This window comes from Streptomyces mirabilis (assembly GCF_018310535.1).
Classification (GTDB): Bacteria; Actinomycetota; Actinomycetes; order Streptomycetales; family Streptomycetaceae; genus Streptomyces.
In genome coordinates this window covers 5,071,860-5,087,510 of the sequence record NZ_CP074102.1, presented here as the reverse complement: position 1 = coordinate 5,087,510, position 15,651 = coordinate 5,071,860, and the positions used below count along the sequence as shown (strand labels likewise).

General features: G+C 70.0%; 12 protein-coding genes and 1 tRNA gene. 6 read left to right on the top strand and 7 right to left on the bottom strand.

Going from position 1 to position 15,651, the window contains the following annotated elements; translation table 11 throughout:
* The first annotated feature begins 29 nt into the window (after positions 1-29).
* The 3 genes from SMIR_RS22560 (at position 30) to SMIR_RS22550 (ending at position 3,695) form a co-directional block, all read left to right on the top strand.
* A complete protein-coding gene (locus tag SMIR_RS22560; protein ID WP_211118724.1) occupies positions 30-1,055 on the top strand; it encodes an SGNH/GDSL hydrolase family protein in 1,026 nt (341 codons plus the stop codon).
* A gap of 348 nt (positions 1,056-1,403) precedes the next feature.
* Complete coding sequence (locus SMIR_RS22555; protein ID WP_212727298.1) at positions 1,404-2,624, top strand: acetyl-CoA C-acetyltransferase; 1,221 nt, start codon at positions 1,404-1,406, stop codon at positions 2,622-2,624.
* Positions 2,625-2,909: 285 nt separating this feature from the next.
* A complete protein-coding gene (locus SMIR_RS22550) occupies positions 2,910-3,695 on the top strand; it encodes a hypothetical protein (RefSeq protein ID WP_168492343.1) in 786 nt (261 codons plus the stop codon).
* 58 nt (positions 3,696-3,753) lie between these two features.
* Here the strand turns inward: SMIR_RS22550 and SMIR_RS22545 are convergent, their stop codons facing one another.
* A complete protein-coding gene (locus tag SMIR_RS22545) occupies positions 3,754-4,065 on the bottom strand; it encodes a hypothetical protein (protein ID WP_212727297.1) in 312 nt (103 codons plus the stop codon).
* 103 nt (positions 4,066-4,168) lie between these two features.
* Between SMIR_RS22545 and SMIR_RS22540 the strand changes: the two genes are divergently transcribed.
* Positions 4,169-4,399, top strand: a complete 231-nt coding sequence (locus tag SMIR_RS22540) for a DUF4287 domain-containing protein (RefSeq protein WP_054237274.1) — start codon at positions 4,169-4,171, stop codon at positions 4,397-4,399.
* Between the two features lie 105 nt (positions 4,400-4,504).
* Here the strand turns inward: SMIR_RS22540 and SMIR_RS22535 are convergent, their stop codons facing one another.
* The 3 genes from SMIR_RS22535 to SMIR_RS22525 all read right to left on the bottom strand — a co-directional run bounded on the left by SMIR_RS22535 (position 4,505) and on the right by SMIR_RS22525 (position 7,059).
* Positions 4,505-5,383, bottom strand: a complete 879-nt coding sequence (locus tag SMIR_RS22535; RefSeq protein WP_168492349.1) for a Bax inhibitor-1/YccA family protein — start codon at positions 5,381-5,383, stop codon at positions 4,505-4,507.
* A gap of 198 nt (positions 5,384-5,581) precedes the next feature.
* Entirely contained in the window at positions 5,582-6,757 is a 1,176-nt protein-coding gene (locus SMIR_RS22530; protein ID WP_168492351.1) for a 4-hydroxybenzoate 3-monooxygenase, read from the bottom strand.
* A 219-nt stretch (positions 6,758-6,976) separates the two neighbouring features.
* Positions 6,977-7,059 (bottom strand) — tRNA-Leu (locus tag SMIR_RS22525).
* Between the two features lie 413 nt (positions 7,060-7,472).
* Here SMIR_RS22525 and SMIR_RS22520 point away from each other — a divergent pair.
* Positions 7,473-8,243, top strand: a complete 771-nt coding sequence (locus SMIR_RS22520; protein ID WP_054237271.1) for an ABC transporter ATP-binding protein — start codon at positions 7,473-7,475, stop codon at positions 8,241-8,243.
* Between the two features lie 198 nt (positions 8,244-8,441).
* Positions 8,442-10,970: an ABC transporter permease gene (locus tag SMIR_RS22515; RefSeq protein WP_168492353.1), complete on the top strand. Its 2,529-nt coding sequence runs from the start codon at positions 8,442-8,444 to the stop codon at positions 10,968-10,970.
* Positions 10,971-11,076: 106 nt separating this feature from the next.
* On the opposite strand, the gene SMIR_RS22510 is transcribed toward SMIR_RS22515, so the two are convergent.
* From SMIR_RS22510 to SMIR_RS22500, 3 genes are all read right to left on the bottom strand, one after another.
* Positions 11,077-12,378 carry an SAM-dependent methyltransferase gene (locus SMIR_RS22510; RefSeq protein ID WP_212727296.1) on the bottom strand — a complete coding sequence of 434 codons (1,302 nt, stop codon included), beginning with the start codon at positions 12,376-12,378 and terminating at the stop codon, positions 11,077-11,079.
* Positions 12,379-12,696: 318 nt separating this feature from the next.
* Complete coding sequence (locus SMIR_RS22505; protein ID WP_168492358.1) at positions 12,697-14,097, bottom strand: NAD(P)/FAD-dependent oxidoreductase; 1,401 nt, start codon at positions 14,095-14,097, stop codon at positions 12,697-12,699.
* A 488-nt stretch (positions 14,098-14,585) separates the two neighbouring features.
* Positions 14,586-15,527, bottom strand: a complete 942-nt coding sequence (locus tag SMIR_RS22500) for a Ppx/GppA phosphatase family protein (RefSeq protein ID WP_168492362.1) — start codon at positions 15,525-15,527, stop codon at positions 14,586-14,588.
* Between the last annotated feature and the right edge of the window lie 124 nt (positions 15,528-15,651).

The window sequence follows — 15,651 nt, the reverse complement described above, 5'->3', positions numbered from 1 at the left end:
GTACGGCTACGAGGAGGTGGCGGCGACGTATGTCGAGCTTGTCGAGGGCGAGGGTGGCACGGCGGATCGCGGCGGGCGCGGCGTACGGCGGCGGCGGGATCGGGCTGGTCGGTGCCGCGGCGGTCGGGGTGGTGCTGGCCGAGGTCCAGCTGGCGAAGCGCCATGTGGGCAACGGGCACGCGCACGCGCCCCGCGCCGACGGTCTCTACGGGTACGCGTACGCCGTGCAGGACGGGCCGCCGCTGCGGCTGACCATGCTGGGTGACTCGACGGCGGCCGGGCAGGGCGTGCACCGGGCCCGCCAGACGCCCGGCGCGCTGCTGGCGTCCGGGCTCGCCGCGGTCGCCGAACGCCCCGTGGAGATGCGCAACGTCGCGCTGCCCGGCGCCCAGTCCGACGACCTCGACCGGCAGGTCGCGGTCGCCCTCGCGGACACCTCGCGGGTGCCGGACGTCTGTGTGATCATGATCGGCGCCAACGATGTCACCCACCGGATGCCGCCGACGCGGTCGGTCCGCCATCTGTCGGCCGCGGTGCGACGGCTGCGTACGGCGGGGGCGGAGGTCGTCGTCGGGACCTGCCCCGACCTGGGCACGGTCGAGCAGGTCCAGCAGCCGCTGCGCTGGCTGGCCCGCCGCGCCTCGCGCCAGCTCGCCGCCGCGCAGACGATCGGCGCGGTCGAGCAGGGCGGCCGTACCGTCTCGCTGGGCGACCTGCTGGGCCCCGAGTTCGAGGCGAATCCGCGCGAGCTGTTCGGCCCCGACAACTACCACCCCTCGGCGGAGGGGTACGCGACGGCGGCGATGGCCGTCCTGCCCACCGTCTGCGCGGCGCTGGGCCTCTGGCCGGCCGAGGAGGAACGCCCGGACGTCTCCCGTCGCGAGGGCTTCCTGCCGGTCGCGCGGGCCGCGGCGGAGGCGGCGTCCGAGCCGGGCACGGAGGTCACGGCCGCCATGCCCACGGGGCCACGGGGCCCGTGGGCCCTCCTCAAGCGCCGTCGGCGCCGGCGCGTCCCCGCCACGGACCCGGCGCCCGCGCCGACGCCGTCCGCGTGAGACACCGGGCGCCGCCGAGGGTGTGTCCTGCCGCCGCGGGCCCGCGGGGGCTGGTGGCGCGGTTCCCCGCGCCCCTCAGGGCGGGGCGTCGGCCCGATTCCCCGCCCGCCCGACTCTCTTCGGCTGCCGGCCGGTGGGGGCTCGGCGCGCGCGGTTCCCCGCGCCCCTGGGCCGGGGCTGCACCCCGGATCCCCGCGCCCCCGAATGCCTCCAGCGACCGAGGCGAGGAAAGCAAGCGCTTAGAAATGCGGTCCTAGTCACACCGCCGGAGCGGTGACCCGGGCGGTACGGGCGGGTAACTTCCCAAGCAGCCCTGCCCGTCCACCCCATAGCGCCCATGGAGCCGTGATGCCCGAAGCCGTGATCGTCTCGACCGCCCGTTCCCCCATCGGCCGCGCTTTCAAGGGCTCCCTCAAGGACCTCCGCCCGGACGACCTCACCGCCACGATCATTCAGGCCGCCCTCGCCAAGGTCCCCGAGCTGGACCCCAAGGACATCGACGACCTGATGCTCGGCTGCGGCCTCCCCGGCGGCGAGCAGGGCAACAACCTCGGCCGCATCGTCGCCGTGCAGATGGGCATGGACCACCTCCCGGGCTGCACCATCACCCGTTACTGTTCCTCGTCCCTCCAGACGAGCCGCATGGCCCTGCACGCCATCAAGGCCGGCGAGGGCGACGTCTTCATCTCGGCCGGCGTCGAGCTGGTCTCCCGCTTCACCAAGGGCAACTCCGACTCCCTCCCCGACACGCGCAACCCCTTCTTCGCGGAGGCCGAGGCCCGCACCGAGGCCGTGGCCCAGTCCGAGGGCTCGACCTGGCACGACCCGCGCGAGGACGGCCTCGTCCCGGACGCCTACATCGCGATGGGCCAGACCGCCGAGAACCTCGCCCGCATCAAGGGCGTCACCCGCCAGGACATGGACGAGTTCGGCGTCCACTCCCAGAACCTTGCCGAGGAAGCCATCAAGAACGGCTTCTGGGAGCGCGAGATCACCCCGGTCACCACCCCCGACGGCACGGTCGTCAGCAAGGACGACGGCCCGCGCGCGGGCGTGACGCTGGAGGGCGTGCAGGGCCTCAAGCCCGTCTTCCGCCCCGACGGCATGGTCACGGCCGCCAACTGCTGCCCCCTCAACGACGGCGCCGCCGCCCTCGTGATCATGTCCGACACGAAGGCCCGCGAGCTCGGCCTCACCCCGCTCGCCCGCATCGTGTCGACCGGCGTCACCGGCCTCTCCCCCGAGATCATGGGCCTCGGCCCGGTGGAGGCCAGCAAGCAGGCCCTCCAGCGCGCCGGCCTGACCGTCGACGACATCGACCTCTTCGAGATCAACGAGGCCTTCGCCGCCCAGGTGATCCCCTCCTACCGCGACCTGAACATCCCGCTGGAGAAGCTGAACGTGAACGGCGGCGCCATCGCCGTCGGCCACCCCTTCGGCATGACCGGCGCCCGCATCACCGGCACGCTCATCAACTCCCTCCAGTTCCACGACAAGCAGTTCGGCCTGGAGACGATGTGCGTCGGCGGCGGCCAGGGCATGGCGATGGTCATCGAGCGCCTCAGCTAGTTCCGTACGGGTAACCACCACTGAGCCCAGCGTGACCGAATCGGCCCGGAGCCCGGTAACCACCGGGACTCTGGGCCGATTTGTGATCCAATCCCCCCCAAGATGTGACCTATCTCCCCTCGGAGAGGAATTTATGCAGGTCAGAGCCGCTGCGCGACTAAACCTGAGGGCCAAAGTCCTGTCCTATTCGTGACGTTACGCACTGACAGCAGGATGGTCCGCCCTTCAAGCTGATGTAGGAAGTCGGGGGGTCGACTTTGAACCGGGAGTACGTCAGTGAGCGCCATGCCGATTGCTTTGCTGCTCACCACCGCCGCGACCGCGGCCGTGGGCGTCGCCGTTCTGCGCACCCTGCAGGGTCTGCGCCGGCAGATCGCGGCCCTGCACAACGAGCTGGCCGAGAGCCGCGCCACGACCGTCACGCACGGCCTCGTACCGGCGGCGCGCTCGGCCGCGGACACGGACGAGATACGCGCTGCCGTCGCCGAGGCACTCGCCGAGGAACGGGAGCGGGAGCTCGCCGAGGCACGGGCGTTCTGGGCCGCCCAGGAGGCGCGTGACGCCTCGGACGCGCCCTCGCTGCTCGGTCTGCCCGACAGCGAACTGTTCATGCCCCGCGAGTCGGACTTCGTGAGCCTGGAGCCCCTGGAGCCGGTCACCGAGGCGGGCCTGGACGCCGAGGAGTACGCGGGTGACTCGCCCGAACTGGCCGCGGCCCGCCGCCGTCACCCCTCGCACCCGGACTTCGTCCCGGTCCAGTCACCCGTCGTGAACGACCATGAGCGCACGGTGTCCTGCCTGGAGGAGCTCGCCGAGTCCCGCACGGAGCTGGCGGACGTCCGCCCCGGCCCGCTCGGCACCCTCGACGTCTACGTCTTCGCCGACGGTACGACCCTGTGCATGACCCCCGGCCACCGCGAAACCGCGGAACGGCTGGCCGCGGCCCTGCGCGCCGGTGAAACCCCGGTCCTCCTCGGTGGCTCCGGCATCTCCGGCGCCTACGCCCTGACCTTCGCCTGCGGCGAGGAGAACATCTACATCCTGGCGGACAGGGTCATAGCATCCCTCTAGATCCCTGTAGGTAGGTCCCCGTAGGTCGCTGCAGGTCCCCGCAGGTCCCCGTCCGGCGTCACACCCCGGCTCTCTTCTGCGCCTCCTCCACCAGCACCACCGCCTCCGCCAGCTCCCTCTCGTCCCTCAGGACGACCGCCAGATCATGCGCCGCGACGGTGATTTGATCGGCGACGGCGAACATCCCCGCGTCCGGCATCTCGAAAGGCTCCACCGCGGGGTCCTCCACACGCTGCGCCCACCGCGCCAACTCCCTGGCCAGCCCCAGCGCTTCCGCGGCGGCCCCCCGTTGCAGGCGACTCTGCGGCGCGGCCCGCAACCGGTCGGCGAAGTGGTCCACGGCTCGGGTCAGCGGCGTCGTATCAAGCACGCCGCGAGACTACGCGCCGCGACGGGACTGTTGCCAACAACCGAACCCTCAGGCACCGTGGCGTGAAGGACCGGCTTACACCCCATTGCGTCCGGAGGCGCCGATGTCCCAAGTGTTCTCCCAGGAGACCCACCGCAATCTGCTCGCCCGCATTCCCCACTGCACCGGTCGTGAAGTCTCCGACTGGCTGCGCACCGTCGACGAAGGCCCCGCCCTCTTCCGCTTCGAGGAGAAGGTCAGTTGGCTCCGCGCCGAGCACAACCTCGCGTACGGCCACGCCAAGGCGATCATTCATGAGTACGACTTGAGGAGGGCCGCGCGCAAACTGCTCTGAGCGCGCACCACCAGGACCAGGCATCCCCCATGGCAAAGGGCCCGCGAACCGTCGGTTCGCGGGCCCTTCAGGTCGGTCACCGGCCCATTCGGCCGGTGGGCTCGGCTAGTCGTCGCCGCTGAAGATGGCGACCAGCCGCAGCATCTCGACGTAGATCCACACGAGGGTCATGGTCAGGCCGAACGCGGCCAGCCAGGCCTCCTCCTTCGGCGCGCCGTACGCGATGCCGTCCTCGATCTGCTTGAAGTCGAGGGTCAGGAAGAACGCGCCGATCAGGATCGCCAGGATGCCGACGATCGCACCCAGCGGGCCCATGCTGCGCAGTCCGCCGTCGCCCGCGACGCCGAAGACGACGAGCAGCAGGTTGACCGCCATGACGGCCACGAAGGCGATCGCGATGGTCATACCGATGCGTGCGTAGCGCGCGGTCACACGGACCCAGCCCGCCTTGTAGACGAGGAGGGTCGCGCCGGACACCGCCATGGTGCCGAGCACGGCCTGGAAGGGCGCGCCGCTCCACCGGCTGTTGTACATCTCGCTGATGACCCCGAGGAAGACGCCCTCGAAGGCGGCGTAACCGAGGATCAGCGCGGGCGAGGCCGTGCGCTTGAAGGACTGCACCATCGCGAGGACGAACGCGACGAGCGCGGCGCCGATGGCCAGCCCGTAGCTGGTGCTGGACACCGGAAGCAGCGCCCAGGCGAGAATCGCGCCCACGGTGACGGTGCCGAGCGTCATGGCCGAGCGCATGACGACGTCGTCCATCGTCATCCGGCCGGTGGAGACCGGGGCCTGCGGCGGTGCGCCGTGTTGCAGGTCCTGCTGGGCGTAAGGGTTCTGCGCGTAGGGGTTGCCACCCTGCGCGTACGGATTGGCCTGCGTGCCGACAGCGGGTCCCCCGGCCTGCGGCGCCGCGTTGAATCCCGCGTAGCCGTTGTCGCGGCTGAACCCCCGTCGCGAGAAGACCGGGTTGCTGCTCCTCATTTCACTCCTCCATGGCCACCGTGCGTGGGCCTTGGCTCAAGGGTAATAGGTAGGCAAAAGATTGACCCTACTGCTTGGGGAGGATCTTTCCCTCACGCTGCCAAGGTACGCGTGTGTTTCCCGGCCCGCGCGCACTGGTACCAAGCCGTGACAGGCCCCTTACGCCCTGCCTGGCGGGGTGTCGGGACTCCGCGGCGATCAGTCCAGAGGAAACCCGGTGTAACCCTCCGCCAGGTCCGTCTCGGCCGCCCGCGAGGTGGCGATCCGGCGCAGCCGGGCCAGCTGGACGCGGTCCTCGAAGGGGGGCGCGTCCGGGGCGCGGTGCAGCAGGGTGGTCATGTCGTACGAGAACCGCTCAGCCTGCCAGACGCGGCGCAGACAGGTCTCGGAGTACGCGTCGAGACGTTCCGCCGATCCGGTCTCCTCCAGGTGGACCAACGCGCGGGCGAACGTCACCACGTCGCCGACGGCGAGGTTGAGTCCCTTGGCGCCGGTCGGCGGAACGATGTGGGCGGCGTCCCCGGCGAGGAAGAGCCGCCCGTGCCGCATGGGCTCGTGGACGTAACTGCGCATCGGGGTGACGGACTTGGAGGTGATGGCCCCGCGCTCCAGACTCCACCCGTCGGCGGTCTCGAGGCGCCGCTCCAGCTCGTCCCAGATCTCCTCGTCCGCCCACGAACCGGCGTCCGTGCCCTCGGGCACCTGGAGGTAGAGCCGGGAGACGGCGGGCGAGCGCATGCTGAGCAGGGCGAAGCCGCGGTCGTGGCGGGCGTAGACCAGTTCGTCGTGGGAGGGCGGCACGTCGGCGAGGATCCCGAGCCAGCCGAAGGTGTACGTCCGTTCGAAGACACGGGAGTGCTCGACGGGTATCGCCTGCCGGGCCACCCCCCAGAACCCGTCGCAGCCGACGACGTAATCGCACTCCAGCACGTCCTCGCGCCGCTCGCGCCGGAAGCGGACCCGCGGCCGCTCACTCTCCGCCCCCTCCACCGCCAGCGCCTCGGCCTCGAAGAGCAGCGGGCCGCCCTCCTTGAGCTGGAGCGCGATGAGGTCCTTGCAGACCTCCGTCTGGGCGTACACCATCACGGAGCTGCCGCCGGTCAGGGCGGGGAAGTCGACCCGGTGCCGCTCCCGCGCGAACCGCAGCTCGATCCCGTCGTGCCGCAGCCCCTCCCGGTCCATCCGCCCACCGGCCCCGGCGGCCCGCAGCACGTCCACCGTCCCCTGCTCCAGGATCCCGGCGCGCTGCCGCTGTTCGACGTACGCCCGGTCGCGGCTCTCCAGCACTACGGAGTCGATCCCCGCGTTGTGCAGCAACCGCGCCAGCAGCAGGCCGGCCGGCCCGGCTCCGATGATTCCGACGGTGGTACGCATCCGGCACGCCCCTTCGCGTTCCGCTCAGCCCGCAGTGCGGCTTGTTCGCCCAGTGCTTGTTCGCCCAGTGCTTGCTCGCCCAACGGTTGTTCGCCTGGTGAAAATTACTTCACCATTTCCTGACGGGAGTCTGCGACGGCACGCGCTTGCTGTCAACGGTTCACGATGAAGTCGCCGAAGACGCCCCCGAGGGACGCAAAAGGACAGAAGGGTCGGAGGTGCCCGGAACCGGACTTGAACCGGTACGCCCGCGAGGGGCAGCGAGGTTTAAGCTCGCCGTGTCTGCATTCCACCATCCGGGCAGGCCATGGGCTCCGCATCGAGGTTCCGAGCCTATCGGGACGCATCCCTCGAACAACGGACGAGCGAACCGATGTTGTCTTATTTTATTGACGTCTGAGGGTGCATCAGCCCCCGGTACGGGCCATCCGCACTTGCCAATAGCCTTTCGGGCGGCACAGACCCGCGTATACGGAATGACGGAATTTCACCGTCCGAACGGACGCACCCACAGGAGTCGTGCCCGGCCGGCGCTCAGGAAGCACTCAGGGAGCACTCAGGGCGCGCCCTCATCCCCAGGTATGACAAAACCGTCCGCGGTCCGACCCGAGGCTGCCCCCTGAACCGGAACAGCGGCTGACTCCAAGGCGCAAAACGGCCGCGAGGATGGGACACGTCCCCGAAAACGCCGTCGTCCCGACAGGAGCACCCTCCCGTGACCAGCACGCCCCTCGCCGACCGGGCCACCACCGTGGCCGCCCGCGCCACGGAACTGTCGAAGGTCTACGGACAGGGCGAGACCCAGGTGGTCGCCCTCGACCGGGTCTCCGTCGACTTCCGGCAGGCCGAGTTCACCGCGATCATGGGCCCGTCGGGGTCCGGCAAGTCCACGCTGATGCACTGCGTGGCGGGCCTCGACACCTTCTCCTCCGGCTCCGTGCGCATCGGGGAGACCGAGCTCGGCTCCCTCAAGGACAAGCAGCTCACCAAGCTCCGCCGGGACAAGATCGGCTTCATCTTCCAGGCGTTCAACCTGCTGCCGACGCTGACGGCCCTGGAGAACATCACCCTCCCGATGGACATCGCGGGCCGCAAGCCCGACCGCGAGTGGCTGGACAAGGTCATCACGATGATCGGTCTCTCCGACCGCCTCAGCCACCGGCCCTCCCAGCTCTCCGGCGGCCAGCAGCAGCGCGTCGCCGTCGCCCGCGCGCTCGCCTCCCGGCCCGACATCATCTTCGGCGACGAGCCGACCGGAAACCTCGACTCGCGCTCGGGTGCGGAGGTGTTGGGCTTCCTGCGCAACTCGGTACGGGAGTTGGGACAGACCGTGGTGATGGTGACCCACGACCCGGTCGCGGCGGCGTACGCGGACCGGGTGGTCTTCCTCGCGGACGGACGGATCGTGGACGAGGTGTACGGGCCGACGGCGGACTCCGTCCTGGACCGTATGAAGCAGTTCGACGCCAAGGGCCGCACCAGCTGACCGAGGGCAACTCGCCCCCGCCGCCCCTCACCCCCGCATCGGCCGAACAGCCTCGTCCTCGAACGCCGGACGGGCTGAAGACGCGCGCAGGGCCCCTCAAGGGGCGCGGGGAACTGCGCGACCAGCCCTCACCGGCCCGCCGACAGGGCCACACCCTCCGCCTGCCGACCGCCTCACCCTCCTGGACTGAGAAACCCCATGTTCCGAACCGCCTTGCGCAACGTGCTCGCGCACAAGGCCAGGCTCCTGATGACCGTGCTCGCCGTAATGCTCGGCGTGGCGTTCGTATCAGGCACCCTGGTCTTCACCAACACCATCTCCGACGCCTACCAGAAGAGCTCCGCCAAGGGCTTCGACCAGGTCGACGTCGCCATCCAAGCCAAGACCCAGGACGACAAGGGCGACAAGGTCGGCAAGGAGCAGAAGCTCACGCAGGCACTGCTCGAGAAGGCCTCCGAGGCCCCCGGCGCCGGAACCACCGTGGGTGTCGTGACCGGCTTCACCGCGATAGCCGACAAGCACGGCAAACTCGTCGGCAGCGGCTTCCAGTCGCAGGGCGGCAACTACTGGGGCACCAAGGACGCCCGCTACCCGCTGACCAGCGGCCACGCGCCGAAGGGCAAGAACGAGGTCGCGATCGACTCGGAGACCGCCAGGCGCGCGGGCTACAAGGTCGGCGACACCGTACGGCTGTCCGTCGACGGCCCCGTCCTCAAGCCCACCATCGCCGGAGTCTTCACCACCGACGACGGCAACGTCGCGGCCGGCGGCAGCCTCGCCCTCTTCGACACGGCGACCGCGCAGCAACTCTTCCACCGCGTCGGCGAGTACGACGAGATCGACGTGAAGGCCGCGTCCGGCACCAGCCAGACCGCCCTGCGCGCCGCCCTCGACCAGGTCATCCCCAAGGGCGTCGCCTCCACCACCACCGGCAAGCAACTCGCCGACGACCAGGCGAGCGCGATCGCCTCCGCGATGAGCGGTATGAAGACGGGCCTGCTGGTCTTCGCGGGCATCGCGCTGTTCGTCGGTACGTTCATCATCGCCAACACCTTCACCATGCTGGTCGCCCAGCGCACCAAGGAACTGGCCCTGCTGCGCGCCGTCGGCGCGTCCCGCCGCCAGGTCACCCGCTCCGTGCTCGTCGAGGCCTTCGTCGTCGGCGCGGTCGCCGCGGTGGCGGGTCTGCTCGCGGGCATCGGCATCGGCGCGGGGATGCGCTCGCTGATGGGCTCGCTCGGCGCCACCGTCCCGGACGGCCCGCTGGTGATCTCGCCCGGCACGATCGCCACGGCCCTGCTCGTCGGCATCCTCATCACCATGCTGGCCGCCTGGCTGCCCGGCCGTCGCGCCGCGAAGATCCCGCCGGTCGCCGCGATGAGCAGCGTGCACGCGCAGGCGACGACGAAGTCCCTGGTCGTACGGAACACGATCGGCGCCCTGTTCGCCGCGGCCGGCGTCGCCGTCGTCCTGTACGCGACGACCATGAGCGGCTCGGACGGCCAGGCCCCGATGGGTCTCGGCGCGGTCGTCCTCATCATCGGCGTCTTCGTACTGACCCCGCTGCTCTCCCGTCCCCTGATCGCGGCCGCGGCCCCGGTGCTCCGGGTCTTCGGGGTCTCCGGCAAGCTGGCCCGCCAGAACTCGGTGCGCAACCCGCGCCGTACGGCCGCCACCGCCTCCGCCCTGATGATCGGCCTCACCCTGATCACCGGTATGACGGTGATGGCGGGCAGCCTGCAGAAGTCGATCGACAAGATGGCCAGCTCCGCGATCAAGGCGGACTACGTCGTGTCGATGGCGAACCGCGTCCCCCTCTCCCCGGAGGTCGCGAAGACCCTCGCCGGCCTCGACGGTGTCACCGACACCAGCCCCCTGCGCACCTCGCCCTCGCGCATCGACGGCACGTCCGAGTTGCTGGCGGGCGTCAACGGCGAGTCCATCGCCAAGCTCACCGACCTCACGTTCGACGAGGGCGCCTTCAAGGTCGGCGGCACCCAGGTGGTCGTGGACGACGACACCGCCAAGTCGCACGGATGGAAGGCCGGTTCGGACCTCACGGTCTCCTACGAGGACGGCAAGAAGCAGCGCCTCACCGTCGCCGGGATCTACCACGGCAACATGATGATCAACGGCATCATGGTCGACAACGCGACGCTCTCCCCGCACCTGACGGACGTCGCCGACATGCAGGTCATGCTGAAGACGGCCGACGGCACGTCCGACGCGACCAAGAACAAGCTGGAGAAGGCCCTCGGCGACAACCCGGCCATTCAGGTCCAGGACAAGAAGGACATCTCCAACAACATCGCGCAGATGTTCACCCTGCTCCTGAACATGCTCTACGGCCTGCTCGCCATGGCGGTCATCGTCGCCGTCCTCGGTGTCATCAACACCCTGGCCATGTCGGTCTTCGAGCGCTCCCAGGAGATCGGGATGCTCCGCGCGATCGGCCTCGACCGCAAGGGCATCAAGCGGATGGTCCGCCTGGAGTCCCTGGTCATCTCGCTCTTCGGCGGCGTGCTGGGCATCGGTCTGGGCGTGTTCTTCGGCTGGGCGGCCGGCGAGCTGGTCGGCAGCAAGATGTCGACGTACGAGCTGGTCCTGCCCTGGGACCGGATGGCTCTCTTCCTGCTCCTCGCGGGGACGGTCGGCGTGCTGGCCGCGCTGTGGCCGGCCCGCCGGGCGTCCCGCCTGAACATGCTGTCGGCGATCAAGTCGGAGTAGTGGCGCAGGACCGGTCACGAACGTCGGGGCCCCGTTCCGGATCGGAACGGGGCCCCGGCCGTTGCACGGGCGGACTGCGCCAGCGGCCGATGCCGACCGGCGATGGTCAGTGGGCGGGGTTCCAGGTTCTGGCCCGCAGGGGCATTCCGGAGGCGCCTGTGGGCTCGGGGGTCCTGACCGCCAGTACCTGGTTGACGCCGATGCGGTTGCGCTCGAAGGCGACCGCGGAGGCCGCCATGTAGAGACGCCAGACACGGGCGCGGCCCGGACTGGTGAGCGCCACGGCCCGCGCCCACTGCGCCTCCAGGTTGCCGACCCAGCGGCGGAGTGTGAGGGCGTAGTGCTCGCGGATCGACTCGACGTCGCGGACCTCGAACCCGGCGCGTTCCAGCTGGGTGACGGTCGTGCCGATGGGCGCGAGCTCGCCGTCCGGGAAGACGTACGCGTCGATGAACTCGTCGACGTCGTACGCCGTTTCGTCCCGCCGGGGCGGCCGTGCGATCTGGTGGTTGAGCAACCGCCCGCCCGGCTTGAGGAGGCGGTACAGCACCTCGGCGTACTCCAGGTAGCGCTCGGCGCCCACGTGTTCGGCCATGCCGATGGAGGAGATCGCGTCGTACGGCCCGTCGGCGACGTCCCGGTAGTCCTGCACCCGGATCTCCACCCGGTCGGTCAGTCCCTCGTCCGCGACGCGCTTACGGGCGTACGCGGCCTGCTCGTGCGAGAGCGTGACCCCGACGACGCTCACGCCGTGCTCGCGGGCGGCGTGGATCGCCATGGAGCCCCAGCCGCAGCCGACGTCGAGGAGCCGCTGACCCGGCCTCAGATCGAGCTTCCGCGAGATGAGTTCCAGCTTGTCGCGCTGGGCGTCCTCGAGGATGCCGCCGTCCTCCCAGTAGGCGCACGAGTAGACCATCGAGGGCCCGAGGACGATCTCGTAGAAGTCGTTGCCCACGTCGTAGTGGTGGCTGATGGCGCGCTGGTCGCTGCGCTTGGTGTGGAGGTGGCCGCGGCGCCTGCGCACCTCTTCCTGGGGCGGGCTGGGCGGCAACGGGAGGCCGCCCATCTTCACCAGTCCGCGGACGGCGGCCCGTACCTCCGGATCGCGCAGGGCCTCCGCGACGCCTCGCGCGTCCTCGCCCCGGTCCCAGACGAGCCCCGACAGCAGGTCGAGCGCGGTGTAGAGGTCACCCTCCACTCCCAGGTCCCCCGCGACCCAGGCCCGGGCGAGCCCCACCTCACCCGGTTTCCACAGCAGCCGGCGCAGGGCGCGCCGGTTGCGTACGACAACGGCGGGTGCGCCGGGAGGGCCCGCCTCCGAGCCGTCCCAGGCGCGGATGCGGATCGGGAGCGGGGCCCCCACCAACTGTTCGACAAGGCTCTTCAGACGCAGCGCGGCGTCCTGCATGGCATACACCTCCGAGACAACACTCCCGAACGCTCCAACACCACGTAAACACCAACTGGCCTCGTGCGCAGTCCCCCTTCCGCGTTACAGCTGAGCAAAATACCTGTACCCACCATGTTCTTTCGGGCGGGTGGATGGGGCGCGCACTCCGGAACGCCGGACGCCCCGAGGCTTTCAGGGGCGCGGGGCTGTGACATTGTGCGGCTCCGCCGCGTGGGCGCGACCAGCCCCCACCGGACCGCGGCCGGACAACGCCAAAGGGACCTCCCGCACCACGGATGGCGGGAGGTCCCTCAGGGACGAGCAGGTGACCGGAGGTCAGGAGGCCTTGGCCTTCTCCTCGGTCTTGGCGGCGGCGGCCGGAGCCGCGGCGGCCGCGGCCGGCGCCGGCTTCGCGGCCTCGTAGAACTCCTCACGAGGAGTCTCGATCGCACCGAGCGAGACGACCTCACGCTTGAGGAACATCGCGAGCGTCCAGTCGGCGAAGATCCGGATCTTACGGTTCCACGTCGGCATCGCCAGCCCGTGGTAGCCGCGGTGCATGTACCACGCCAGACGACCCTTGAGCTTGATCTTCATCTTGCCCATGACGATCATCGCGACGCCCTTGTGCAGGCCGAGACCCGCGACAGCGCCCTTGTTGGAGTGCGAGTACTCCTTCTGCGGGAAGCCCCGCATACCGGAGACCACGTTGTCGCCGAGGACCTTCGCCTGACGGAGCGCGTGCTGCGCGTTCGGCGGGCACCAGGCGTTCTCGACCCCGGCCTTGCGCGCGGCGACGTCCGGCACCTGGGCGTTGTCGCCGGCGGCCCAGATGTAGTCCGTGCCCTGCACCTGGAGGGTGGTCTGGGTGTCCACGTGACCACGCGGGCCGAGCGGCAGACCGAAGCGGGAGAGGACGGGGTTCGGCTTGACGCCGGCCGTCCACACGATGGTGTTGGAGTCGACCTCGAGGCCGTTCTTCAGCACGACGTGGCCGTCGACACAGGAGTCCATGGAGGTGGAGAGGTAGATCTCCACGCCACGGCTCTCCAGGTGCTCCTTGCCGTACTGGCCGAGCTTGGGGCCCACCTCGGGAAGGATCTTGTCCGCGGCGTCGACGAGGATGAAGCGCATGTCCTCGCGGGACACGTTGGTGTAGTACTTCGACGCGTCGCGGGCCATGTCCTCGACCTCGCCGATGGTCTCCGCACCCGCGAAGCCACCGCCCACGAAGACGAAGGTGAGCGCCTTGCGGCGGATGTCCTCGTCGGTGGTCGAGTCAGCCTTGTCGAGCTGCTCGAGGACGTGGTTGCGCAGGCCGATGGACTCCTCGATGCCCTTCATACCGATGCCCTGTTCGGCGAGGCCGGGGATCGGGAAGGTGCGGGAGACCGCGCCCATCGCGATGACGAGGTAGTCGAAAGGCAGCTCGTACGCCTCGCCCACGAGGGGGGCGATCGTGGCGACCTTGCGGTCCTGGTCGATGGTGGTGACCCGGCCGGTGAGGACCTCCGCCTTGGGCAGGACGCGTCGCAACGGGACGACGACATGCCGAGGGGAGATGCTGCCGGCGGCGGCTTCGGGGAGGAAGGGCTGGTAGGTCATGTACGACCGGGGGTCGACGACCGTGACGGTCGCCTCGCCGTAGCGCATCTTCTTGAGAATGCGCCGAGCTGCGTACAGGCCTACGTACCCACCGCCTACTACGAGGATCCTGGGACGCTCCGTGGTGCTCATGCCATCGAGTATCCACCCGCCCCTGGAGGGTCGCTCGTGCGCCCCTTCACAAGCTTGGGTGGGGCCTCTGCTACACTGCGCCGCCCACGTGACCCAGGTCATGGCGGCGAGGGGGAACCACCGTGTAGTGGCGACCGTTGTCAACACCGCGTGAGCTGCCGCTCCGGGTGTCCGAACCGGTCGAACCACCCCTCCGCTTCACCCGCCGGAAACACTCCTGGAACGCTCCGTTGAGCACCCTCCCGAGCCCGGTGAGCCCCCGGAGAGCACCCAAGCGGGCTCAGCGTCCCCCCGCAGGGCCGAATTCCTTGTGAAGAACTTCACGAACTTTTCCGGCGGCGTGTCGCCGAGAGGGTCCGAATGGCCCCCAGGGCGCGCTCATACGTTATCCGACCTGCTCAAGGGAGGCTACCAGCGGGTAGCAAAGACTCCCTCACTTCAAAGCCGTACTCGGAAACGGCACCCCTCGGCCCCGTCCGGTCAGCCCCTCACGCGATGGACCACGCGATCCCGTCCAGGATGTCGTGCTCACTCACCACGACCTCCGCCGCACCGATCCGCTCCATGATCGCGAGCAGGACGAGGGCGCCGGCGGCGATGACGTCGACGCGCCCCGGGTGCATGGAAGGGATGGCGGCGCGCTCGGCGTGGGTGGAGGCCAGCAGCCGCTCGGTGATCTCGCGGACCTTCTCGTACGGGAACCGGGAGTGGTGGATGGCGGCCGAATCGTAGGCGGGGAGGTCCAGCGCGATGGCCGCGACCGTGGTGACCGAACCCGCGAGGCCGACCAGCGTGTGGGCCTCGTGCAACGGGACCGTCCGCTCGGCGAGGTCGAGGGCCGCCTCGATGTCGGCGCGGATGGCCTCGGTCTCGGTGGGGGCCGGCGGGTCGCTGACGACCCCGTCGTGCACGAGGTGCCGCTCGGTCATCCGTACGCACCCGATGTCCACGGAGCGGGCGGCGCGCACGTGGTCGTCGCCGACGACCAGTTCGGTGGACCCGCCGCCGATGTCCACGACCAGGTAGGGCTTGGCGAGGTCGTCCCGGCCCGTCAGTTCCTTGGTCGCACCGATGAAGGAGAACTCGGCCTCCTCGTCACCGGTGATGACCTCGGGCTCGACGCCCAGGATGTCCAGCACGCCGCGTACGAACTCGTCCCGGTTCTCCGCGTCGCGGGAGGCGGAGGTCGCCACGAAGCGCAGTCGTTCCGCGCCGTGCTCCTTGATGATCGCCGCGTACTCGCGGCAGGCCGCGAAGGTGCGCTCCAGGGCCTCGGGGGCGAGGCGTCCGGTGCGGTCGACGCCCTGGCCGAGCCGGACGATCGTCATCCGGCGGTCCAGTTCGACGAGTTCTCCCGTCGCCGGGTTCGCGTCGGCGACGAGGAGGCGGATCGAATTCGTACCGCAGTCGATGGCGGCGACCCTGGTCATCGGTTGTTGTCTCCTGCTCGTGAATTCGGTTCGACGACGTGCGACCGGTCCGGGGACCCGGGGCGAAGCCCCGCCTCGGGGGGCGCGGGGAACTGCGCGCTCGACCCCCACCCACCCGCAGACA

What these genes read in the sequence shown, in the direction of transcription:
- SMIR_RS22535 (WP_168492349.1), bottom strand. Translation starts at nt 5,383, where the DNA reads ATGAGGAGCAGCAACCCGGTCTTCTCGCGACGGGGGTTCAGCCGCGAC.
- SMIR_RS22515 (WP_168492353.1), top strand. Translation starts at nt 8,442, where the DNA reads ATGTTCCGAACCGCCTTGCGCAACGTGCTCGCGCACAAGGCCAGGCTC.
- SMIR_RS22555 (WP_212727298.1), top strand. Translation starts at nt 1,404, where the DNA reads ATGCCCGAAGCCGTGATCGTCTCGACCGCCCGTTCCCCCATCGGCCGC.
- SMIR_RS22530 (WP_168492351.1), bottom strand. Translation starts at nt 6,757, where the DNA reads ATGCGTACCACCGTCGGAATCATCGGAGCCGGGCCGGCCGGCCTGCTG.
- SMIR_RS22510 (WP_212727296.1), bottom strand. Translation starts at nt 12,378, where the DNA reads ATGCAGGACGCCGCGCTGCGTCTGAAGAGCCTTGTCGAACAGTTGGTG.
- SMIR_RS22560 (WP_211118724.1), top strand. Translation starts at nt 30, where the DNA reads ATGTCGAGCTTGTCGAGGGCGAGGGTGGCACGGCGGATCGCGGCGGGC.
- SMIR_RS22550 (WP_168492343.1), top strand. Translation starts at nt 2,910, where the DNA reads ATGCCGATTGCTTTGCTGCTCACCACCGCCGCGACCGCGGCCGTGGGC.
- SMIR_RS22500 (WP_168492362.1), bottom strand. Translation starts at nt 15,527, where the DNA reads ATGACCAGGGTCGCCGCCATCGACTGCGGTACGAATTCGATCCGCCTC.
- SMIR_RS22540 (WP_054237274.1), top strand. Translation starts at nt 4,169, where the DNA reads ATGTCCCAAGTGTTCTCCCAGGAGACCCACCGCAATCTGCTCGCCCGC.
- SMIR_RS22505 (WP_168492358.1), bottom strand. Translation starts at nt 14,097, where the DNA reads ATGAGCACCACGGAGCGTCCCAGGATCCTCGTAGTAGGCGGTGGGTAC.